General features: G+C 60.3%; 22 protein-coding genes. 11 read left to right on the top strand and 11 right to left on the bottom strand.

The genetic code is table 11. The features are described from left to right. Positions 1-18 precede the first annotated feature (18 nt). The 3 genes from ACR0IM_RS13420 to ACR0IM_RS13410 all read left to right on the top strand — a co-directional run bounded on the left by ACR0IM_RS13420 (position 19) and on the right by ACR0IM_RS13410 (position 4293). Positions 19-1665 (top strand): electron transfer flavoprotein-ubiquinone oxidoreductase, encoded by a 1647-nt coding sequence (locus tag ACR0IM_RS13420; protein WP_480682213.1) that lies wholly within the window; start codon positions 19-21, stop codon positions 1663-1665. Positions 1666-1769: 104 nt separating this feature from the next. Next, positions 1770-3482 (top strand): tetratricopeptide repeat protein, encoded by a 1713-nt coding sequence (locus tag ACR0IM_RS13415; protein ID WP_480592765.1) that lies wholly within the window; start codon positions 1770-1772, stop codon positions 3480-3482. Further along, positions 3472-4293, top strand: coding sequence for a 4-(cytidine 5'-diphospho)-2-C-methyl-D-erythritol kinase (locus tag ACR0IM_RS13410; RefSeq protein WP_480682212.1), 822 nt, complete (start codon positions 3472-3474; stop codon positions 4291-4293). The genes ACR0IM_RS13415 and ACR0IM_RS13410 overlap by 11 nt, the downstream gene beginning before the upstream one ends. On the opposite strand, the gene ACR0IM_RS13405 is transcribed toward ACR0IM_RS13410, so the two are convergent. Next, positions 4286-5284, bottom strand: a complete 999-nt coding sequence (locus ACR0IM_RS13405) for a polyprenyl synthetase family protein (protein ID WP_480641786.1) — start codon at positions 5282-5284, stop codon at positions 4286-4288. The two genes, ACR0IM_RS13410 and ACR0IM_RS13405, sit on opposite strands and share 8 nt — an antisense overlap. Before the next feature lie 55 nt (positions 5285-5339). Between ACR0IM_RS13405 and ACR0IM_RS13400 the strand changes: the two genes are divergently transcribed. From ACR0IM_RS13400 to ACR0IM_RS13390, 3 genes are all read left to right on the top strand, one after another. Continuing rightward, complete coding sequence (locus ACR0IM_RS13400) at positions 5340-5555, top strand: putative signal transducing protein (protein WP_480592771.1); 216 nt, start codon at positions 5340-5342, stop codon at positions 5553-5555. Beyond that, positions 5552-6325: a tRNA1(Val) (adenine(37)-N6)-methyltransferase gene (locus ACR0IM_RS13395; RefSeq protein ID WP_480641787.1), complete on the top strand. Its 774-nt coding sequence runs from the start codon at positions 5552-5554 to the stop codon at positions 6323-6325. Before ACR0IM_RS13400 ends, ACR0IM_RS13395 begins: the two co-directional genes overlap by 4 nt. A gap of 121 nt (positions 6326-6446) precedes the next feature. Further along, positions 6447-6611, top strand: coding sequence for a YdcH family protein (locus ACR0IM_RS13390; RefSeq protein ID WP_170327212.1), 165 nt, complete (start codon positions 6447-6449; stop codon positions 6609-6611). Here ACR0IM_RS13390 and yddG read toward each other — a convergent pair. The 10 genes from yddG to ACR0IM_RS13340 all read right to left on the bottom strand — a co-directional run bounded on the left by yddG (position 6608) and on the right by ACR0IM_RS13340 (position 14596). Further along, entirely contained in the window at positions 6608-7474 is an 867-nt protein-coding gene (gene yddG, locus ACR0IM_RS13385; RefSeq protein ID WP_480682211.1) for an aromatic amino acid exporter YddG, read from the bottom strand. The two genes, ACR0IM_RS13390 and yddG, sit on opposite strands and share 4 nt — an antisense overlap. After that, a complete protein-coding gene (locus ACR0IM_RS13380) occupies positions 7471-8418 on the bottom strand; it encodes a transcriptional regulator GcvA (protein WP_480682210.1) in 948 nt (315 codons plus the stop codon). The genes yddG and ACR0IM_RS13380 overlap by 4 nt, the downstream gene beginning before the upstream one ends. A 301-nt stretch (positions 8419-8719) precedes the next feature. After that, positions 8720-9442 (bottom strand): acetoacetyl-CoA reductase, encoded by a 723-nt coding sequence (phbB, locus tag ACR0IM_RS13375; protein ID WP_480592778.1) that lies wholly within the window; start codon positions 9440-9442, stop codon positions 8720-8722. A 185-nt stretch (positions 9443-9627) separates the two neighbouring features. After that, positions 9628-10803 (bottom strand): acetyl-CoA C-acetyltransferase, encoded by a 1176-nt coding sequence (locus tag ACR0IM_RS13370; RefSeq protein WP_480592780.1) that lies wholly within the window; start codon positions 10801-10803, stop codon positions 9628-9630. Positions 10804-10987: 184 nt separating this feature from the next. After that, positions 10988-11821, bottom strand: coding sequence for an EAL domain-containing protein (locus tag ACR0IM_RS13365; RefSeq protein ID WP_480682209.1), 834 nt, complete (start codon positions 11819-11821; stop codon positions 10988-10990). A 91-nt stretch (positions 11822-11912) separates the two neighbouring features. Continuing rightward, positions 11913-12101, bottom strand: coding sequence for a hypothetical protein (locus ACR0IM_RS13360; protein ID WP_480682208.1), 189 nt, complete (start codon positions 12099-12101; stop codon positions 11913-11915). Positions 12102-12193: 92 nt separating this feature from the next. Further along, positions 12194-13165, bottom strand: coding sequence for a sterol desaturase family protein (locus ACR0IM_RS13355; RefSeq protein ID WP_480682207.1), 972 nt, complete (start codon positions 13163-13165; stop codon positions 12194-12196). After that, the gene (locus ACR0IM_RS13350; protein WP_480592788.1) at positions 13162-13548 is read right to left on the bottom strand and encodes a hypothetical protein; all 387 of its coding nucleotides are present in this window, start codon (positions 13546-13548) and stop codon (positions 13162-13164) included. Before ACR0IM_RS13350 ends, ACR0IM_RS13355 begins: the two co-directional genes overlap by 4 nt. A gap of 59 nt (positions 13549-13607) precedes the next feature. Further along, the gene (locus ACR0IM_RS13345; protein ID WP_480592790.1) at positions 13608-13937 is read right to left on the bottom strand and encodes a hypothetical protein; all 330 of its coding nucleotides are present in this window, start codon (positions 13935-13937) and stop codon (positions 13608-13610) included. A 92-nt stretch (positions 13938-14029) separates the two neighbouring features. Then, entirely contained in the window at positions 14030-14596 is a 567-nt protein-coding gene (locus ACR0IM_RS13340; RefSeq protein ID WP_480592792.1) for a TlpA disulfide reductase family protein, read from the bottom strand. Positions 14597-14617: 21 nt separating this feature from the next. On the opposite strand from ACR0IM_RS13340, the gene argH reads away from it, so the two are divergent. The 5 genes from argH (at position 14618) to ACR0IM_RS13315 (ending at position 20334) form a co-directional block, all read left to right on the top strand. Continuing rightward, the gene (gene argH, locus ACR0IM_RS13335) at positions 14618-16006 is read left to right on the top strand and encodes an argininosuccinate lyase (protein ID WP_480592794.1); all 1389 of its coding nucleotides are present in this window, start codon (positions 14618-14620) and stop codon (positions 16004-16006) included. Then, entirely contained in the window at positions 16003-16188 is a 186-nt protein-coding gene (locus ACR0IM_RS13330) for an argininosuccinate lyase (protein WP_480592795.1), read from the top strand. The genes argH and ACR0IM_RS13330 overlap by 4 nt, the downstream gene beginning before the upstream one ends. A gap of 91 nt (positions 16189-16279) precedes the next feature. Continuing rightward, complete coding sequence (locus ACR0IM_RS13325) at positions 16280-16429, top strand: hypothetical protein (RefSeq protein WP_480592797.1); 150 nt, start codon at positions 16280-16282, stop codon at positions 16427-16429. Positions 16430-16494: 65 nt separating this feature from the next. Continuing rightward, positions 16495-17760 carry a diaminopimelate decarboxylase gene (gene lysA, locus ACR0IM_RS13320; protein ID WP_480682206.1) on the top strand — a complete coding sequence of 422 codons (1266 nt, stop codon included), beginning with the start codon at positions 16495-16497 and terminating at the stop codon, positions 17758-17760. 36 nt (positions 17761-17796) lie between these two features. Beyond that, positions 17797-20334, top strand: coding sequence for a TIGR02302 family protein (locus ACR0IM_RS13315; protein ID WP_480682205.1), 2538 nt, complete (start codon positions 17797-17799; stop codon positions 20332-20334). Positions 20335-20338 lie beyond the last annotated feature (4 nt).

Raw genomic sequence — 20338 nt, 5'->3', positions numbered from 1 at the left:
TTAGCTAAGGAGCCCGCGATGGCCGAGATTGAACGCGAAGCGATGGAATACGATGTGGTGATCGTGGGTGCAGGCCCCGCGGGCCTGTCGGCGGCCATCCGTCTGAAACAGCTGGACGCGGACCTGAACGTCGTTGTTCTGGAAAAGGGTTCGGAAGTGGGCGCGCATATCCTGTCGGGTGCGGTGTTGGACCCCTGCGGCCTGGACGCGCTGATCCCGGACTGGAAGGAAAAAGGCGCGCCGCTGAACGTGCCGGTGCACGAAGACAATTTCTATATGCTGGGTGAGGCGGGTAAAATCCGCATCCCCAACTTCCCTATGCCGCCGCTGATGAATAACCACGGCAACTACATCGTCTCGATGGGTAATGTCTGCCGCTGGATGGCCGAACAGGCCGAAAAGCTGGGCGTGGAAATCTTCCCCGGCATGGCCTGTTCCGAACTGGTCTATGGCGACAATGGCGAGGTCAAAGGCGTGGTGGCCGGTGTGTTCGGTCTGGAACCCGACGGATCCTACGGTCCGGGCACCGAGCCGGGCATGGAACTGCACGGCAAGTACGTCTTCCTGTCAGAAGGTGTCCGAGGTTCGCTGTCAAAAGAAGTCATCGCCAAGTACGACCTGTCTGCGGGCAAAGAACCGCAGAAATACGGCGTCGGTATGAAAGAGATCTGGGAGATCGACCCGGCCAAGCACAAGGAAGGCACGGTCACGCATACCATGGGCTGGCCTCTGGGCAGCAACGCGGGTGGTGGATCGTTTATCTATCACCTTGAAAACAATCAGGTCTATGTCGGTTTCGTGGTTCACCTGAACTACAAGAACCCGCACCTGTATCCCTACATGGAATTCCAGCGCTTCAAGCATCACCCGATGGTGGCTGAGCTGCTGAAAGGCGGCAAGCGCGTGGCTTACGGTGCCCGTGCAATCACCGAAGGTGGCTATCAGTCGATGCCTAAACTGGTCGCCCCCGGCGTGGCGCTGCTAGGCTGCTCGGCGGGCATGGTCAACGTGCCACGCATCAAGGGCAACCACAACGCCATGCTGTCGGGCAAGGCAGCTGCTGAAGCCGCATATGACGCTATCAAAGCCGATCGTTCGGGTGATGAACTGACTGCCTATGAGGCCGACGTGCACGATGGCCCCATTGGTAGCGACCTCAAAAAGGTGCGCAACGTCAAGCCGCTTTGGTCGAAATACGGCCTGACTGCCTCGCTGGTGCTGGGCGGCATGGACATGTGGACCAACACACTGGGCTTCTCGCTGCTGGGCACGCTGGGCCACGGCAAGAACGACGCGCAATCGACCGAAGAGGCCAGCAAGCACCAGCCCATCGACTATCCCAAACCCGATGGTACGCTGTCCTTCGACCGCCTGACCAACGTGTCCTTTGCGATGACAAACCATGAGGAAAGCCAGCCCTGCCATCTGAAACTGACCGATCCGGACATCCCGGTGAAGGTCAACCTGCCCAAGTTCGACGAACCGGCGCAGCGCTATTGCCCGGCGGGTGTGTACGAGATGGTCGAAGATGAAGAAGGTCCGCGATTCGTCATTAACTTCCAGAACTGCGTGCATTGCAAAACCTGTGACATCAAGGACCCCAGCCAGAATATTACCTGGACCACGCCGCAGGGAGGGGATGGCCCGAACTATCCCAACATGTAAGCGAAAATCCGGGCACTGGCAGGGTCGTGAAGGCTCTGCCATTGCCTCTTGCCTACCAAAGCCCTAGCTTGTTGCGCAGACAAGAATAGCAAGGCAGGATTGTGGTGGTTTCTCTGGTTCGTCGCGCAGCGCTGGCTGTGCTGTTCACCTCGTCTTTTGTTTTTCCGGTTCAAGCGGATACGGGGTCTGGCGCTTATCTGGCCGGCCGTCAGGCGATTTACGAGAACGACTATACCGCGGCCGAGAAATACTATGCCCGGGCCCTGCAGGCCGATCCCGAAAATGCGACGTTGTTGGAAAGCGTTGTCGTCGCGCGCTTGTCCTTGGGCGAAGTGCAGCGCGCGCTTCCGGTTGCACAGGCCATCGAGGATATGGGCCTGCCCAGCCAGGCGGCGCGGATGGTGATTACTGCCAACCTGGTGGCCGAGGGCAAACTGGACGACCTATTGGCTCTGGATCATGAAACACAGGGCGTGGGGCCTCTGGTTGATGGTCTGATGAAGGGCTGGGCCTATATGGGGCAGGGCGCCATGACCCGCGCTTTGGAGCAATTCGATGAGGTTGCCACGCAGGACGGGCTGCGGGACTTTGCGCTGTACCACAAAGCGTTGGCACTGGCGTCGGCGGGTGATTTCGAAGGCGCAGAAGAGGTATTCACGGCGCATAACGGTGCTGTGTCTCGCTTTTCACGCCGCGCGGCCCTGGCCCGGGCCGAGGTTCTTTCGCAACTGGATCGCCACGATGAGGCGCTGCAATTTTTAGCAGAGGTTTTTGCCGCTGGCAGCGATCCGTCCATCGAAGGCTATGCCTCACGACTGAGCGCCGGTGAAACGCTGCCGTTCACCCATGCGCAATCAGCACAGGATGGCATGGCCGAAGTGTTCTTTTCCGTGGGCGCCGCGCTGAGCAATGAGGCTGCCGAGAACTACGTTTTGCTTTACGTGCGCATCGCCGCGTTTCTACGGCCCGGCCACGTGGACGCAATCCTGCTCAGCGCCGAGTTGCTGGACGGGCTGGAGCAATATGATCTGGCGGTGGACGCTTATCGCAAGGTTCCGCCCAGCAGCAGCGATTACCACGCCGCCGAACTGGGACGGGCCGAAGTGCTCAGCCGGTGGGGCAAGAAAGATGCTGCGGCCGAAGTGCTGCAGACGCTCGCCAGCCAGAGCCCGGATCTGCCCAGCGTGCATGTGGCGCTGGCCGATCTGCAGCGCCAGCAAGAGGAATACGCGGCAGCCGTCGCATCCTATGACAGGGCAATCGAGCTGACCGAGGGCGCCTCGGGCGGCAACTGGTTCCTGCATTATGCCCGTGGTATCTCGCACGAACGGCTGAAGAACTGGGATCAGGCCGAGGGCGATTTCCGCCGCGCATTAGAACTGAATCCGGACCAACCTCAGGTGCTGAATTATCTGGGGTACTCGCTGGTTGAACGGCAGGAAAAGCTGGATGAGGCGCTTGATATGATCGAACGCGCCGTCGCCGCACGACCTGACAGTGGCTATATCGTCGACAGTCTGGGCTGGGTCCTGTTTCGTCTGGGCCGCTATGACGAGGCGGTCGAGCATATGGAGCGAGCGGTCGAACTGATGCCGGTTGACCCAGTAGTGAATGACCATCTGGGTGACGTTTACTGGGCCGTCGGCCGTGGGCGTGAGGCCGAATTCCAATGGAGCCGCGCCCTGTCCTTCATCGACCCGTCAGATACGGATGGCGAGGCCGACCCCGAGCGCATCCGCCGCAAGCTGGAAATTGGGCTAGACGCGGTTCTGGCCGAAGAGGGGGCCGAACCGCTGAAGGTCGCCAATGGCAATTAAGGCCTTCGCGCCAGCCAAGATCAACCTTACCCTGCATGTGACCGGCCAACGGGCGGACGGCTATCACCTGCTGGATTCTCTGGTGGTCTTTGCAGACATCGGCGACACGCTGGTGTTCACACCGGGCTCCGAATTGTCAATGATGGTCACCGGTGAACACGCGGTGGGCGTGCCCGCGGACAACCGCAATCTGGTCTGGAAAGCCGCCGAGGCCGCGGGCTGGACCGGGCATATCGATTTGAAAAAGGTGCTGCCCCATGGCGGTGGGATCGGAGGCGGGTCATCGGACGCTGCGGCGACGCTGAAAATGATCGCGGATCAAGGAGCGACCGTCTCGGCAGACGTAGCATTGTCTTTGGGTGCGGACGTTCCTGTCTGCATGTTGGCTTCCGGCGTGCGGATGCGCGGTATTGGCGAGCATTTGAATCCGATCACATTGCCCCCATTGCCCGCCCTGCTGGTGAATCCCGGCGTCGAAGTGCCCACAGGCGCAGTGTTCTCGGCTTTGGACAATTGTGACAACCCGTCCATGCCAGGCATGATCCCATCATTCGACACGCCTGAGGTCTGTGCTGCGTGGTTGCGGGATCAGCGCAATGATCTTGAGCCGCCCACCACCGGGCTGGCCCCGGATGTGGCACGTGTGCTTGAGGAACTGGCGGAGACCAAACAAGCTCTTCTGGCCCGCATGTCGGGCTCAGGCTCGACCTGTTTCGCTTTGTATCCAACGATGAAAGACGCGCATTTTGCGGCTTATGAGATCGGTGCGGCCCATCCTAATTGGTGGTGCCGCGCGACGCAGCTTAATTGAGGCGCGAGACCACGTAGTCGGCCAGATCGCGCAGCAGGGTGCGGATCTCGTGATCGGGCAGGGCGTCCAGCGAAGCCTTGGCTTTGGCGGCCCATCCGAACGCATCCGCGCGGGTAGCGTCCAGAGTGCCGTATTTACCCATCAGGCTCAATGCGTGATCAAGATCGCCATCTTCCTGACGGCCCCGGCCAATGGTGCGTTCCCAAAAGGCGTGTTCCTCGGGGGTTGCTTGCGCCACGGCCTTGATTACCGGCAGGGTCAGTTTCCGCTCACGGAAGTCGTCACCGACGTTCTTGCCTGTGGCCTTACTATCGCCCTGATAATCCAGCAGATCATCCGCGATCTGGAAGGCAATACCCAACGCGTCGCCATAGTCATACAACGCCTTGACCTGTTCCTCGGATGCTCCGGCGATGACGCCGCCTACCTCTGTCGCGGCCGAGAACAGGGCGGCCGTCTTGCCGCGCACGACCTGCAGGTAAATTGCCTCATCCGTGCCCAGATCGGAGGCGGCTGTCATTTGCAGCACTTCGCCCTCGGCGATCGTGGCCGAGGCATTGGCCAGAATGTCCAGGACCCGCAGCGATCCGGTCTCAACCATCAATTGGAAGCTGCGGGAAAATAGGTAATCGCCGACCAGAACGCTGGATTTATTGTCCCACAGCAGGTTCGCCGTGGGTCGCCCACGCCGTTGGGCACTTTCATCCACCACGTCGTCATGCAGCAGTGTGGCGGTGTGGATGAATTCGACCGTCGCCGCCAGCCGCACATGGTGGTCGCCCGGGTAACCAAACAGGCGGGCCGTCGCCAGCGTAAGCATCGGGCGCAGGCGCTTACCACCGGCCTCGACCAGATGTGCGGTCACTTCGGGAATGCGCGGCGCATGTTCCGAGGCCATGCGCGTGCGGATCAGCTCGTTGACTGCGCCCATTTCACCAGCCAGAATTTCCGCCAGCCGTTCATGCGGTTTCGTGATCGTGTCGATTTCCATCACACTCCTGATACAAGGCTCGACTTTCAGCGTACCTTGCCCTTACATCCGTCCCATGAAAGAACTTTTGCGCAGCACCGATCCAACGATCCTAGCCTTTGCTTCGGCCCTTCTTGAGGGCGAGGATATAGACTGCTTTCAGATGGACGTAAATATGAGCATCCTCGAGGGCGGCATCGGAATCTTCCCGCGCCGCCTGATGGTGCGTGCGGATGACCTGAACCGCGCTGAAAGAGTGATGCGCGACAACGAGATACCGTTGGGACGATGAACCTGTTCCCCAATAGTGATTTGACTTGTAACGACTTTTTAAACGGGCGTGTGCGCCTGTGGCAACCGCGTTCCGGCTATCGCGCCGGGGTGGATCCGGTGCTGTTGGCGGCGTCGGTTCCGGCGACACGTGGTCACACCGTGCTGGAGCTGGGCTGCGGGGCCGGGGCTGCAATCCTGTGCCTGTTGGCCCGTGTGTCGGGGCTGCAAGGTGTCGGGGTGGAGCTGCAAGCGCCTTATGCCGATTTGGCGCGCCGAAACGCGGTGGAAAACGGTGCGTCGCTGGAAGTGATCGAAGCAGACCTAAGTGCTCTTCCTGCCGACTTGAAACAGAGACAGTTCGACCACGTGATTGCCAATCCGCCCTATTACCGCGCCGGGGCGCATAGCCGTGCCGCGGATAAAGGGCGTAGCGTGGCTTTGGGGGAAGAGACTCCTTTGGCCGATTGGTTCGACGTTGCCGCCAAACGCCTCGCACCGCGCGGGTACCTGCATATGATCCAAAAGTCCGACCGTTTACCCGACATGCTGGCAGCTTGTGCAGGGCTTCTGGGGTCGGTCGAGGTGCTGCCCCTGGCCGCCCGTACCGGTCGCGCTGCCGAATTGGTGATTTTACGGGCCAGAAAGGGAGGGCGGGCAGCATTTCGGCTACACGCACCACTGATTTTACACGCGGGCGACCGGCACGAAAAAGACGGTGAAAGCTATACGACTCAGGTCTCTGCCGTGCTACGCGACGGGGCCGCGATCTGCGGCATTTTCGACCGATAGGCAGTAACCAGCCGAATTTGTCGGATTTGTGACAGAATCTGTGCGTATGCAGCGTGACAGGGTGGAAACGATGTGGTCAACTTCTTACGTGAAACTCAGACACCAACAGAGGAGTATCGCCATGAGCGTGAGCGCACACCTGACCGAACTGAAGAAAAAACACGAATCTCTCGGTCTTGAAGTTGAACAAGCCCAACGCTCGCCTGGCATCGACGATCTCCATATTGCTCAACTTAAAAAGCAGAAGCTTAGGCTTAAGGAAGAGATCGAGCGACTGTCGAACTAGCGTCTTATACTGGCCCGCGCGGCAATGGCCGCGCCACCAGTGATGAACACGGCCGCGATCGCCAAACCCCAGGACGGGGCGGCGATCCCGGCCACAACCAAAGCCAGCGTAGACAACAGGGGTGCCGCGTAGGACGCCGTGCCCAGCATCTGAATGTCGCCCTGCTTGACCCCGATATCCCACACATAGAACGCCAGCCCAACCGGCCCCAGCCCTAGTGCTGCGACCGAGGCCCAGCCGATGACGGTGCTTGGCCAGACGGTCTCCTCAATGGCCAGATGCAACAGGCCCGAGGCGATGGCTGTGATCATGCAGAACACGGCAACAGAACTGGTTGGCGTATCCCCCAAACGGCGTGACAGGACCGAATAGCCTGACCATGTCAGCGCGCATAGCAGCGCCAACCCATAACCGGGCAGGTGATCGGACTGAAACCCCATACTGCCGCCCCCCGCAATGATTACAGCAGCGCCGGTAAAACCAAGGCAGGCACCGATTAAATGCCCGATGCGCAGACGCTCACCCGGCAGCAGCCCGGAAAACAGCACGATCAGCAATGGCCAGAGATAGGCAATCAATCCGGCCTCGGCTGCGGGGGCCATACGCAGGGCCGAGAAATACAGTGCGTGGTAGCCGAACAGCCCGATGGTGCCGAACAGGTATGTCGTCCACGGTACCGCGCGCAACTGGCGCAACCCGCCGCTGGCCCATGTCCAGATCAGGCCCAGAGTACCTCCAACCGAAAAGCAGATGGCGTTCAGCAGCAAGGGCGGGGTCGGAGATGATCCGACGGTGAACAAGGCCAGCAAGGCCCACAGCAAAACGGCGATAAACCCGATGGCTGTTGCGCGTGTTCTGGTCATGGGGCAGGGACATCTTCCACCGGAATGATCTTGAATTCGTTCGAGATATGCGCGGTTTTCTCGATCTCGGCAACGAACCAATCCCGAAAGGCCGCGATCTGGGGCCGGTTTTCGGCACCGGGCAGGCACAAAAACCGGAACCGTCCGCGAGTCTCGATGGCAACTTTGAAGGGGGCGACCAGCCGCCCCTCGGTCATGTCCTTCAGGATCATGGCGCGGCGCCCCAGCACCACGCCAACCCCCGCAACAGCGGCATCAATCGCGTGATCGGCGTTCGAGAATCGCGCTCCATGTTCGGGCGTGAAATCAATCCCCACGGCCCGGAACCATGTTGGCCAGTCGCAGCGTGGCCTGAGGAACGCAATCGAGTCGTCATGGATCAACGGAGCGTTCTTCAGGCTCTCGGGGGTTGGATAGCGCTCGGCCAGTTCCGGGGTCATGACCGGGGTCAGCCATTCTTTGCGAACGGGAACCGAGTACAACCCCTCATCCGGGCCATAGCCGAAGCGGATGGCCACATCCACATCATCGCGTTCCAGATCCATGATCCGCAGGGTGGCTGAAAACTTAAGATCAATCTCAGGATGCGTCCGCGCAAAGTCATAGAGCCGTGGTGCCAGCCACTTGGCCGTCAGGGCTGGGCCTGCGGTCACCGTCAGGCTGGTGTCGTTGCCTTGCCGTCTGGTCGTCTGCCACGCGGCCTGCAGGGTGGCGAATCCTTCGACCGCTCCGGGGGCCAAGGTGCGCCCCGCCTCGGTCAGTTCCACTGCGCGATTCAGGCGGCGAAACAAGGGGCGACCCAGATGCTCTTCCAGCGATTTGATCTGAAAGGACAGAGCGGCGGGCGTGACGTGCAGCTCTTCTGCGGCCTTGGCAAAAGACATGTGCCGCGCAGCTGCATCAAAGGCGCGTAAGGCGGTAAGAGGGGGTAGATAGTCACTCATTCGGATAAGATTTACTTAACTGAGACGGTTATAAAGCTCGTTTGTCGGCTATTTTTGTAGGCTTCATATTGGGATCAAGTCAAATGAACTGTTCTGAAAAAAGGAAACCGCCATGATCGAAGCGACTACGAACCCCGCCGCCGCCCGCGCTTTTCGGCGCGCCCATCAGGAACGGGCCCGGGTCATCAATGAAGTGCTGAACTGGTTGTTCGGTTCCCGCTGAGCGCAGCGCGCGCGTTCTTACGGGATACAAAAGGGCCGGTCCATATGGACCGGCCCGATTTCTTGCTGGATGGTCGGATCAGACGAAGAACTGCGCACCGTTGGCCGAAATAGTCGAGCCGTTGATGAATTGAGATTCGTCGGATGCCAGGAAAGCCACGCATCGGGCGATTTCTTCGGGCTCACCCAGACGTCCGGCCGGAATCTGGCCGATGATGGATTCACGAACTTTTTCCGGAACCGCCATGACCATCTCGGTCGCGATGTAACCGGGGCAGATCGCGTTGGCAGTGATCCCCGCGCGCGCGCCTTCCTGCGCCAACGACTTCACGATGCCCAGATCGCCGGCCTTGGTCGCGGCGTAGTTCACCTGAGCGAACTGACCTTTTTGACCGTTGATCGAGCTGATGACGATCACGCGGCCAAACTTACGCTCGCGCATACCGGGCCAGACGGGGTGGACAGTGTTGAACACGCCGGTCAGGTTGGTGTCGATCACGTCTTTCCACTGATCGGGGGTCATCTTGTGGAAAGGAGCATCACGGGTGATGCCCGCGTTGGCGACTACGATGTCGATCGGGCCGACCTCGGCCTCAACCTTTTCGATACCCGCTTTGGATTCGCCATAATCGGCCACGTTCCACTTGTAGGTGGCGATGCCGGTTTCCTCGGTGAATTTTGCCGCCGCTTCGTCGTTCCCGGCATAGGTGGCTGCAACGTTATACCCTTCGGCCTTGAGCGCCTTGGAAATTGCTGCGCCGATGCCGCGGGAGCCGCCGGTTACGAGTGCTGTACGTGCCATTGAGGATTCCTCCAATTTAGTCTGCTTGGTAATTCTGTTACTCTGAGAGAGATTGTTGCGCAATATCGTTTCGCGTTCGATTTCGTCTTTCTTTCCGGCGATATTGTCGCATCTGTCGGGTAAGGGGTAATTGTAACAAAAAGGGCGCCCGACGGACGCCCCTTTATGTCTAATTGTCAAAACACTTAGTCACGCTCCACACAGAGGGCGACACCCATGCCGCCGCCGATGCAGAGAGTTGCCAGACCCTTCTTCGCATCACGGCGTTTCATTTCGAACAACAGCGTGTTCAGGACGCGGCAACCCGAGGCGCCGATCGGGTGGCCGATGGCAATCGCGCCGCCGTTGACGTTCACGATTGACGGATCCCAACCCATGTCCTTGTTCACGGCGCAGGCCTGCGCGGCAAAGGCTTCGTTGGCTTCGACCAGATCCAGATCGTCAACCGACCAGCCCGCTTTCTCCAGTGCCTTGCGCGAGGCATAGATCGGGCCGACGCCCATGATCGACGGGTCCAGACCGGCAGTTGCGTAGGATGCGATGCGGGCCAGAGGTTCGATGCCGCGCTTCTCGGCGTTTTCGGCCGACATCAGCAGGGTCGCTGCCGCGCCGTCATTCAGGCCCGAGGCGTTGGCTGCGGTGACCGAGCCATCCTTGGTGAAGGCCGGGCGCAGTTTTGCCATGGCTTCCATGGTGGCGCCGTGGCGGATGTATTCGTCGCTGTCCATCACGATGTCGCCCTTGCGGGTCTTGATGGTGAAGGGCGTGATTTCATCCGCAAACTTGCCAGCCTTCTGCGCGGCTTCGGCCTTGTTCTGCGAGGCCACAGCGAATTCATCCTGCGTGTCGCGGCTGATCTGCCATTTCTCGGCGACGTTCTCGGCGGTTTGACCCATGTGATAGCCATTGAAGGCGTCCCACAGGCCGTCGCGGATCATCGTGTCGATATACTTCATGTCGCCCATCTTGTGACCGGCGCGCAGAGCAGCGGCATGGGGCGAGAGGGTCATGTTCTCCTGACCGCCAGCGGCAACGATCTCGGCATCGCCCAGCTGAATATGCTGAGCGCCCAGAGCGACGGCACGCAGGCCCGAGCCGCAAACCTGGTTGATGCCCCAGGCCGCGCTTTCCTGCGGCAGACCGGCATTGATATGCGCCTGACGCGCCGGGTTCTGACCCTGCGCGGCTGTCAGCACCTGGCCCATGATGGTTTCGCTGACCTCACCCTTTTCGACACCGGCGCGTTCGACGACAGCCTCGAGAACGGCGGCACCCAGATCATGTGCGGGTGTGTTTGCAAATGAGCCGCCAAAACTGCCGACACCGGTGCGTGCTGCGGATGCGATTACTACGTTGGTCATATAGACAATCCTTTACCATCAAGGTCCTGTGGGAACCGTAACGGCGCGGATCGCAAAGGCAAAGCCCCTGTGAACCAGAGCGCCTCCTGATCCCCCGCTCCAACTGAACATGGCATAGCGCAATGCTGCAAATGCAGCAACGGTCACCTTGTCTCAGGGTGCCCTAACGGCAGTTCTTGCGTGTCTAACTGCCGGTTTGCTGGGCTTTTTGGTCTTTCCACGGGGCCGAGACGGTGGGGGTGCCGAATAAAAAACCCTGCAAACAGTCCACGCCATTGGCGACAAGAAATTCCGCGTCTGCCTTGGTTTCAACCGATTCGGCCGTCACCAGGATTTCGAATTCCCGTGCCACAGCGACCAGAGCGCGGACCAGCGCCTGATTGTCGGGGTTGTTGCTGATGCCACGTATGAACTGCCCGTCAATCTTGGCGGCGTCGAACAGAAACTCGCGGAAATGGCGGAAGCTGAAATTGCTGGCACCGAAATCGTCCAGTGCAAAGGCCACGCCGCGCGGTTGCAGCCGGTCCATGAAATCAATCACCAGTTCCGGCACTGTCATCGCCGAGCTTTCCGAGATTTCCAGAATAAGTCGTTCACCGATATTGGCGTCTTTTTTCAGGAACCGCTCCAGTACCCGCGAGTACCGCGCATATCCGATCGAGCGGGCCGACATGTTGATGGACAAGCGGATATCGGGGTTCCCGGCCAGCGTCCGCAGCCCCATTTCCAGCGCAACGCAATCCAGATCCCGCCCGATGGGGGTGTTTTCCAGCTGAGGCATGAAATCCCGCGCGGGAATGACCCGCCCGGTCTCATCCAGCACCCGGATAAACCCTTCGTAAAAGGCCACGCCAGACGGGGGATGAGCTTGCATTACGGGTTGAAAGGCCAGTTTGCATTGTTTGTGCTTTACCGCCTCGGTCGCCATCTGAACCGTGGAGGTGTCGCGGGATGTAACAGCCGCGTTCAGAGGGCTTTCGGCACCCTCGGGCACATCTGCCTGATCTTTTCCCCGCATAGTCTTGCCATTCCCATAACGTCGCCGCTTGGGAATTGATTTCAGAGCAAAACTATGAATCTGCGGTTAAGGGGCGCGAAATTGATGCGGTTCAGCGCACCGTTTCCCAAACGCGGCCCAAGGTGGCTGCCGCGCCGATCACGGCACCCATGAAGCCCAGTGCCAGCATGGCAAATCCCAGCGCAATGATGCTGGGCGCGCCTCCCGCCAGTGCCGACATCGTTGCCAGAACCAGCCCGACCAGACCAAGAACGGTTGAAAAAGTTGTCAATCTGGACATTTCGGCCTCCGGCTACTCGATACGGGTCACATCCGCTGAATATGGAATGTGATTTCCCGCTTTCAAGGCAAGGGGGCACCGGGTCGGCGAATTTAAGCCTGTTTTGCCCGCGTATTGAGCGCTTTGGCCTCGAAATGCTCGAAACCGGGCGTGCCGCGATCTTCCGGGTGCCGGGCAAGGTGCTTGGCTTTGATCTGCTCTGAACTGTCGCGGCTGCCATCGTGGCTATAACCCGGCGGTGCAAAGCAATAGGCCAGACGCTCGCGCAGGGTCAGCCCCGATTGGGTCGCGTCGCGCCAGATGCTGACCCATTCGTGGAAGGCCACGCGCAGGGGGTTGAACGTGCCGATATTGTGGACCAGCCCGTAATCGACACGGTCGTGCGTCTGTTCGGGCACGAAGGTGCCGAACATCTTGTCCCAGATGATGAACACACCTGCATAGTTGCAATCCAGATAGCGCGCGTTGCGGCCATGATGCGCACGGTGGTGGCTGGGAGTGTTCATTACCGCCTCGAACCAGCGGGGCATCTTGCCGATGGCTTCGGTGTGAATCCAGAATTGGTAGATCAGGTTCAAGCCGCCGCAGAACAGGACCATTGCCGGGTGGAAGCCCAGCAGGATCAGGGGCGCGCGCACGACCATCATGAAGGTGAACGTATAGGTCCATGTCTGCCGCAATGCGGTGGTCAGGTTGTAGTGTTGCGAGCTGTGGTGGTTTACGTGGCTGGCCCAAACCCAGCGGATGCGGTGGCCAAAACGATGCACCCAGTAGTACCGCAGGTCGTCCAGCACAAAGCACAGGATAATCACCGGGATCGAGGTTCCGAGGTTCAGCGGCGTGATTTGCCACAACCACATAAAAAATCCATAGGCGATGAACCCCAGCAAAAAGCCCGAGGCGATGTTGCCCGCCCCCATCACCAGCGAGGTCACCGCATCCCGTGTTTCGTACCGACCGCCTTTGCCCTTGATGGCGATCCACAGGAACTCGGCCAGTATGGCGGCAATGAAAAACGGCACCGCCCATTGCACGGCGTCGGGGAAAGTAATTTGGTCGGTCATGCGGGGTCCATCAGATGCTCCCAGTGGGGGCGTTCGAATTCGTCAAGGTGGATGATAACTTTGGGCGTGCCGAATTCGTGGAACTGGATCTCGAACCCGTCGGGGTGATCCAGCCAGTCAAAATCCAGCAGATGACGCGCCACGGTATCGGCGCCGAAGGACCACAGCAGCCCGTTGCCGGTCTCGGTCCGGATCAGAGCCGCGTGTTTGTCATGTGCAAGGGTGATGTCGATGATCACATCGTCAGGCGCATGGCGCAGCCATTCCGAGCGCGCGGTCTCGGGCGTCAGTTCGCGCACCCGCGACCGTCCGGCCAAATGCAGCAGCACCGTCACACCGACGATGCCTCCGACAACCAGAACCAGCAGTATTTCAAGCGGCATTCCATCCTCCCGCCCGCAGAGTGCAGAGCGGTCAGGATGCTGTCAAAGGTTGCGTGGCGTCAGCCTGCCTCGAGCGTGTCGAGGATTTCGTGCTGCACGACACGCTTAACAAAGGGCACCAGACCGTCGGGGCCGGATGCCCGATCCTTGAGATGAATGCAGATATCCGGTCTGCGTGCAGCGATGATGCCGACCATCTCGCCGCGTATCTTGTCATCCAGACCGGCGCCCATAATGGCGCAGACAATCCGGGGCTCGGCATCCAGTTGCCGCCGGACCTCATCCTGATCATGCGCACCCAGCCATTGGATCGGCATGTGATCCAATTGCCGCGCCACGTCGCCGATGACATTTGGCAAGCGACCTATCAACAGTACTACGGGTTTCATTGTCGCCTCCCTTCCAAAAGGTAACAAACGAAAAAACCGGCCCACCGGGGCCGGTTTCAGTCTAGCACAGATTAGTGGGAATGGCGTATTCCTTAGCTTTCAGCGCCCACCAGCGTTGAAATAATCGCTTTTGCGCTGTCCGAATTCCATTCCGCATCGCCGATCAACCGGGCGATCTCATTGCCGTCGGGATCGAGGATCACCGTGATCGGCAGGGCGATCACGCCAAACTCCCGCGCCACGGCCGAACCTGTGTCCTGATGGCGTGGCAGGTTTTCGATGCCATTCTCTTCGAAAAACTTCTTGATGCCCGCGGGTGAGTTGCGCCCGGTGGCCAGCGTCAGGACCTCGAATTTGTCGCCGCCGAACTCTGCCTGCAACTCGGCGATCTGCGGCATTTCCTTGCGGCACGGCGCGCACCATGTGGCCCAGAAGTTCAGCAGAACGTATTTGCCCTTGTAATCCTCAAGCGTTGCGGTGCCGCCGTCATCTTCAAGCTGGAATTCGACCAGCTCGTGGGGTTTGGGTTCCTTATGCAGGATCAGCCGTTTCAGCGTACCGTCGCGCAGCGGGCCCAGAGTTTCCGCATCCGTGGCCAATGCCGCGTTTGCACCCAGCGCAAGGGCCATATAAAGGGGGATCAGACGAAATAGGCGCATATCAACTCCGGGTTTTCTTACATGACCGATCAATCCTCGAACCAGATGTGGGGCGGCCGCTTTGCCGCCGGTCCAGACGCGATCATGGAGGCGATTAACGCCTCGATCGGGTTCGATCAGCGGATGGCAGCCCAGGACATTGCAGGCTCGCGTGCCCATGCCGCTATGCTGGCGGCGACAGGCGTTATAACTGATAGTGATGCGCAGGCTATTCGGGAAGGGCTGCTCACCGTTTTGTCAGAAATTCAGAACGGAGAATTTCAGTTCTCGACCGCGCTGGAAGACATCCACATGAACGTCGAAGCACGTCTGAAAGAGGTTATCGGAGAGCCCGCAGGCCGTTTGCACACGGGTCGGTCGCGGAATGACCAGGTTGCGACCGATTTCAAACTGTGGGTGCGTGACCAACTGGACGCGGCCGAAACCGGCCTGCTGGCCCTGATCCGCGCGCTTTTGGCGCAGGCCGAAGCAGGCGCCGATTGGGTCATGCCGGGCTTTACCCATCTGCAAACCGCGCAGCCGGTGACATGGGGCCATCACATGATGGCCTATGTCGAGATGTTCGGTCGCGACCTGAGCCGCGTCCGCGATGCACGCGCCCGGATGAACGAATCCCCTTTGGGCGCTGCTGCGCTGGCCGGGACATCCTTCCCCATAGACCGCCACATGACGGCCGAGTCGTTGGGGTTCGACCGCCCCGCCGCCAACTCGCTGGACGCCGTCAGTGATCGCGATTTCGCGCTGGAGTTCCTGTCGACCGCTTCGATCTGCGCAGTGCACCTGTCGCGCTTTGCTGAGGAGCTGGTGATCTGGTCCTCGGCCCAGTTCCGGTTTGTGACCCTGTCGGATCGGTTTTCGACCGGCTCGTCAATCATGCCGCAGAAAAAGAACCCTGACGCGGCGGAGCTGATCCGCGCCAAGGTCGGGCGCATCTTTGGAGCCAACACCGCGCTGATGATGGTGATGAAAGGCCTGCCGCTGGCCTATTCCAAAGACATGCAGGAAGACAAGGAACAGGTTTTTGATGCTGCCGACAACTGGATGCTGGCGCTGGCCGCGATGGAGGGCATGGTCAAGGACATGACCGCCAACCGTGACAGCCTGGCCGCCGCGGCGGGCTCGGGTTTCTCGACTGCCACCGATCTGGCCGACTGGCTGGTGCGGGTGCCGGGTCTGCCGTTCCGCGACGCGCACCACGTCACCGGATCGCTGGTGGCCATGGCCGAGAGCAAGGGTTGCGACTTGCCTGATCTGACGCTGGAGGACATGCAGTCAGTCCATGCGGATATCACCGACGACGTCTTTTCTGTCCTTACCGTCCAAAATTCGGTAAACTCGCGTCAGTCCTATGGTGGCACCGCACCGGATCAGGTGCGTGCCCAGGTCAAGCGGTGGAAGGCGCTGTTATGATGCATATTCTACGTGTTGTCTTGCTGATTGCGGCCGGGTTTGCACTGGCCGCCTGCGGTGCCGATGGTGAGCCGATTCAACCCACTATGAGCGCTAATGTAGGCGTTGGCAGCAGCGGCACCCATGTCGGTGGCGGTGTTGGCCTGCGACGCGGTGGGTTGGGCGTTTATCTGGGCATTTAATCCTCTGCGTCAGTTGCTTTTAATTTGCGTGACACCCATGTTTGCCGATGAGTTTGGCCTGGTGCCGAAATTCCTGGACTAAGATGACAATATGAAATTTTTCGGTCTGATCCTGTCCCTCGCCGTTCTTGCGGCCTGCGATCCCTCGTACACCCCCCGTCCCGAGCCCGAGGCGAATTCGGGACGCTCCGGCGTTTCGGTCTCGGGCTACGCGCGGGTTGGTGTGTCGACAACCAACTGATGCAATGATCCCGCGCGAGTCGAATCCATTGATCCGACGGGCGGTTTTGGTCTAAGCGCGCAGTCATGGATCACTTTCTCTACCGCGACGGCGCGCTTTACGCCGAGGATGTCCCGATCTCCGAAATCGCAGCCGCGGTCGGAACCCCCTTCTATGTCTACTCGACCGCGACGCTGCTGCGGCATTTCCAGCTTTTCGATGATGCGCTGGAGAGCACCGAGCACCTTGTCTGCTATGCGATGAAAGCCGCCAGCAACCAGGCGATCCTGAAGACGCTGGCGCAGGCGGGCGCGGGTATGGATGTGGTATCGGGCGGGGAATACCTGCGCGCCAAGGCGGCGGGTGTTCCGGGTGATAAAATTGTGTTCTCGGGCGTTGGCAAAACAGTGGATGAGATCCGCACGGCACTGACCGGCGGTATCCGTCAGTTTAACGTAGAGTCCGAGCCCGAGATGGAGGTGATCAACGCCGTTGCGTTGGAGCTGGGCGTTGTTGCGCCGATCACCGTTCGGGTAAACCCGGACGTGGACGCCAAGACTCACGCCAAGATCGCCACAGGCAAGTCGGAAAACAAGTTCGGCATCCCGATTGCCCGCGCGTCCGAGGTTTATGCCCATGCCGCCACCCTTTCGGGTTTGGAGGTGATCGGCATCGATGTCCATATCGGCTCGCAACTGACCGAGCTGGAGCCGTTCGAGCTGGCCTATACCAAGGTTGCCGAGCTGACCGAACAACTGCGCGCCGAGGGCCACAACATTCGCCGCCTTGATCTGGGCGGGGGGCTGGGCATTCCCTACACCCGTGCCAATGAAGCGCCGCCGCTGCCGGTGGAATATGGCGTGCTGATCAAGAAAACGCTGGGCCACCTGGGTTGTGAGATCGAGATTGAGCCCGGCCGTCTGATCGCAGGCAATGCGGGTCTGATGGTCAGCAAGGTGATCTATGTAAAATCCGGCGAAGGCCGCGATTTCCTGATCCTCGACGGTGCCATGAATGACCTGATTCGTCCCGCGATGTACGAGGCGCATCACGATATAGTCGCTGTTCAGGAGCCCGAACCGGGCGTCGAGCAACAGCCCTATGACATCGTCGGTCCGGTCTGCGAAACCGGTGATACCTTTGCCAAACAGCGCAACATGCCACCGCTTGCGCCCGGTGACCTGGTCGCCTTCCGCAGTGCCGGGGCTTATGGCGCCGTGATGGCAAGCGAATACAACACCCGGCCCCTGATCCCCGAGGTTCTGGTGCATGGGGATCATTTTGCAGTTATTCGTGAACGGCCAAGCTTTGACGAAATCATAAACCGCGATACCATACCCTCGTGGCTTTGACGCGATGACCGCGCGGGCCCGTTCAGGAGGCCCGCCTTGACCGCAAGACCGAACCTGCCGATCCCGAGACTGTCCCTGTGGCTGACGCACGCAGGGATGCTGGCCGAGCAGGTTTTGCGCGCGTTTTGGCCGTTTTTCACGATTTGCATGGCGGTTTTGGCGGCTTTGATGCTTGGGCTGCAGGATCTTGTGGGCGTGGAAATCGTTTGGATTGTCGGCGCATTGGCCCTGTTGGGGCTGCTTGCTGCGCTAGTCCTGGGCGCAAGGCGATTCCATGTGCCATCACAGGCCGAAGCGCTGATGCGGCTGGATGCCGCTCTGCCGGGACGTCCGATTCAGGCGCTGATGGATGATCAGGCCATCGGGGCGACGGATTTGGATTCAGTGGCGCTGTGGCACGCGCATCAGACGCGGATGGCGCAACGGGCAGCGCAGGCCGAGCCGGTCAAACCAGACCTGCGGCTGGCCGACCGCGATCCTTATGCATTGCGGTATTCTGCCTTGTTGGCGCTGGTGATCGCGGGTCTTTTTGGGTCGTTTTGGCGCATCGGTTCGGTGGCTGAGATGGCGCCGGGCGCGGCGATTGCCGGGCAGGGGCCAAGTTGGGAAGGGTGGGTCGAGCCGCCACGCTATACCGGCCTTCCGACGCTCTATCTGGCCGACCAGACCGATCCGACGCTGTCGATCCCGCAGGGCAGCCGCATCACCTTGCGATTTTACGGAGAAGTTGGCGCACATAGCCTGACGGAAACAACCACGCCGTTGGGTACTCAGGACGCAGCCGAGCCAGAGCAGGAATTTGTGGCCGAACGCTCAGGTCAGCTAAAGATCGCAGGGCCGTCCGGGCGTGACTGGGCACTGGATGTGGTTCAGGATATCGCGCCCAGCATTGGTGTCGCGGACGTGGCCGAGGCCGAGGCGGGCGGACAGATGAAGCTGCCCTTTGCTGCCAGTGACGATTATGGCGTGGTGTCCGGCAGCGCAACGATCAGGCTGGATCTTGCTGCAGTGGATCGCCGCTATGGCCTCACCACATCACCCGAGGCGCGCGAGGCGATCGAGGTGGAACTGCCGATGCCGATCACCGGTGATAGGGCTGATTTCACCGAGGACCTGATCGAGGATTTCTCACAGCACCCCTGGGCGCATTTGCCGGTGACAATCACCCTGACGGCACGCGATGCAGCGGATCAGGATAGTCAGTCCGAACCCTATAGGACCAAATTGCCCGCGCGGCGGTTCTTTGATCCGCTGGCAGCAGCGGTGATCGAACAGCGCCGCGATCTGCTGTGGTCGCGGGACAACGCGCCGCGGGTTGCCCAACTGCTGCGGGCGGTTTCGCATCTGCCCGAGGGGCTCTTTCGCTCGGACACCGCTTATCTGCGTTTGCGTGTCACCCTGCGGCGGCTGGAGGCATTTACCAGATACGATCTGAAGCCCAAGCAGCAGGAAGAGATCGCGCAGGCCTTGTGGGATCTGGCGGTTATCATTGAAGAGGGCACGCTTGCCGATGCGCTGGAGCGGATGCGCCGGGCGCAGGAACGCTTGTCCGAGGCGATGAAGAACGGCGCCTCGGATGAGGAGATCGCAGAACTGATGCAAGAGCTGCGCGAAGCGACGCAGGATTACATGCGCCAGTTGCAGCGTCTGGCGCAGGAAAACGGAGAGTTCGACGAAAACCAGCAAGGCCAGAACGGCGAAACCCTGCAGATGACGCAGGATGATCTGCAGCGGATGATGGACCGCATTCAGGAACTGATGGAACAGGGCCGCATGGCCGAGGCGCAACAGGCGCTGGAAGAGTTCCAGCAGATGATGGAAAACATGCGCGTCACCCAAGGTCAGGGTCAGGGCCAGCAATCCGAAGGCCAGCAGGCCATGGAGGGGTTGGCTGAGACACTACGTGAACAGCAGGGGCTGAGCGATCAGGCCTTCCGCGATCTGCAGGAACAGTTCAACCCCGGTGCGCAGGCCGGTGAAAGCGAAGGCAACGAAGGCCGCAGCGGTGGTCAGGGCCGGGGGCAGAGCCATGAAGGCCAGGGCGGTCGCGGCTCGGATCAACAGGGCGGTAGCCAACAGGGTGAGGGATCGCTGGCCGATCGCCAGCAGGCCTTGCGGGATGAACTGGGCCGTCAACAACAAAGCCTGCCCGGCGCGGGAACGCCCGAGGGCGAGGCTGCACGTGATGCGCTGGGCCGCGCTGGCCGCGCCATGGATGAGGCCGAAGAGGCCCTGCGCAGCGACGATCTGGCAGAGGCCATTGACCGCCAGTCCGAGGCGATGGAAGCCCTGCGCGAAGGGATGCGGTCGCTGGGCGAGGCTTTGGCCCAGAACCAGAAGAACCAACCCGGCCAAGGCTCGCAGGAGGGCGATATGCAGGCCAACAACCGCGATCCTTTGGGCCGCAACCCGGGTACGAACGGGTCGATCTCGACCGATGACAACATGCTGCAGGGCGAAGATGTCTATCGCCGCGCCCGCGAATTACTGGACGAAATCCGCCGCCGTACCGGCGAAACGGACCGTCCTCAGATCGAGTTGGAATACCTTAAGCGGCTGCTGGAGCGTTTCTGACGCT

Source organism: Ruegeria sp. BF6 (assembly GCF_056538665.1).
Note: the sequence above shows the minus strand (reverse complement) of the source record. Positions and strands in the feature narration are given on the sequence as shown.

Excerpts from the sequence above, each read along its gene's own strand:
- ACR0IM_RS13420 (WP_480682213.1), top strand. The coding sequence starts at position 19 with ATGGCCGAGATTGAACGCGAAGCGATGGAATACGATGTGGTGATCGTG.
- ACR0IM_RS13410 (WP_480682212.1), top strand. The coding sequence starts at position 3,472 with ATGGCAATTAAGGCCTTCGCGCCAGCCAAGATCAACCTTACCCTGCAT.
- ACR0IM_RS13405 (WP_480641786.1), bottom strand. The coding sequence starts at position 5,284 with ATGGAAATCGACACGATCACGAAACCGCATGAACGGCTGGCGGAAATT.
- ACR0IM_RS13400 (WP_480592771.1), top strand. The coding sequence starts at position 5,340 with ATGAAAGAACTTTTGCGCAGCACCGATCCAACGATCCTAGCCTTTGCT.
- ACR0IM_RS13395 (WP_480641787.1), top strand. The coding sequence starts at position 5,552 with ATGAACCTGTTCCCCAATAGTGATTTGACTTGTAACGACTTTTTAAAC.
- ACR0IM_RS13390 (WP_170327212.1), top strand. The coding sequence starts at position 6,447 with ATGAGCGTGAGCGCACACCTGACCGAACTGAAGAAAAAACACGAATCT.
- yddG (WP_480682211.1), bottom strand. The coding sequence starts at position 7,474 with ATGACCAGAACACGCGCAACAGCCATCGGGTTTATCGCCGTTTTGCTG.
- ACR0IM_RS13380 (WP_480682210.1), bottom strand. The coding sequence starts at position 8,418 with ATGAGTGACTATCTACCCCCTCTTACCGCCTTACGCGCCTTTGATGCA.
- phbB (WP_480592778.1), bottom strand. The coding sequence starts at position 9,442 with ATGGCACGTACAGCACTCGTAACCGGCGGCTCCCGCGGCATCGGCGCA.
- ACR0IM_RS13370 (WP_480592780.1), bottom strand. The coding sequence starts at position 10,803 with ATGACCAACGTAGTAATCGCATCCGCAGCACGCACCGGTGTCGGCAGT.
- ACR0IM_RS13365 (WP_480682209.1), bottom strand. The coding sequence starts at position 11,821 with ATGCGGGGAAAAGATCAGGCAGATGTGCCCGAGGGTGCCGAAAGCCCT.
- ACR0IM_RS13360 (WP_480682208.1), bottom strand. The coding sequence starts at position 12,101 with ATGTCCAGATTGACAACTTTTTCAACCGTTCTTGGTCTGGTCGGGCTG.
- ACR0IM_RS13355 (WP_480682207.1), bottom strand. The coding sequence starts at position 13,165 with ATGACCGACCAAATTACTTTCCCCGACGCCGTGCAATGGGCGGTGCCG.
- ACR0IM_RS13350 (WP_480592788.1), bottom strand. The coding sequence starts at position 13,548 with ATGCCGCTTGAAATACTGCTGGTTCTGGTTGTCGGAGGCATCGTCGGT.
- ACR0IM_RS13345 (WP_480592790.1), bottom strand. The coding sequence starts at position 13,937 with ATGAAACCCGTAGTACTGTTGATAGGTCGCTTGCCAAATGTCATCGGC.
- ACR0IM_RS13340 (WP_480592792.1), bottom strand. The coding sequence starts at position 14,596 with ATGCGCCTATTTCGTCTGATCCCCCTTTATATGGCCCTTGCGCTGGGT.
- argH (WP_480592794.1), top strand. The coding sequence starts at position 14,618 with ATGACCGATCAATCCTCGAACCAGATGTGGGGCGGCCGCTTTGCCGCC.
- ACR0IM_RS13330 (WP_480592795.1), top strand. The coding sequence starts at position 16,003 with ATGATGCATATTCTACGTGTTGTCTTGCTGATTGCGGCCGGGTTTGCA.
- ACR0IM_RS13325 (WP_480592797.1), top strand. The coding sequence starts at position 16,280 with ATGAAATTTTTCGGTCTGATCCTGTCCCTCGCCGTTCTTGCGGCCTGC.
- lysA (WP_480682206.1), top strand. The coding sequence starts at position 16,495 with ATGGATCACTTTCTCTACCGCGACGGCGCGCTTTACGCCGAGGATGTC.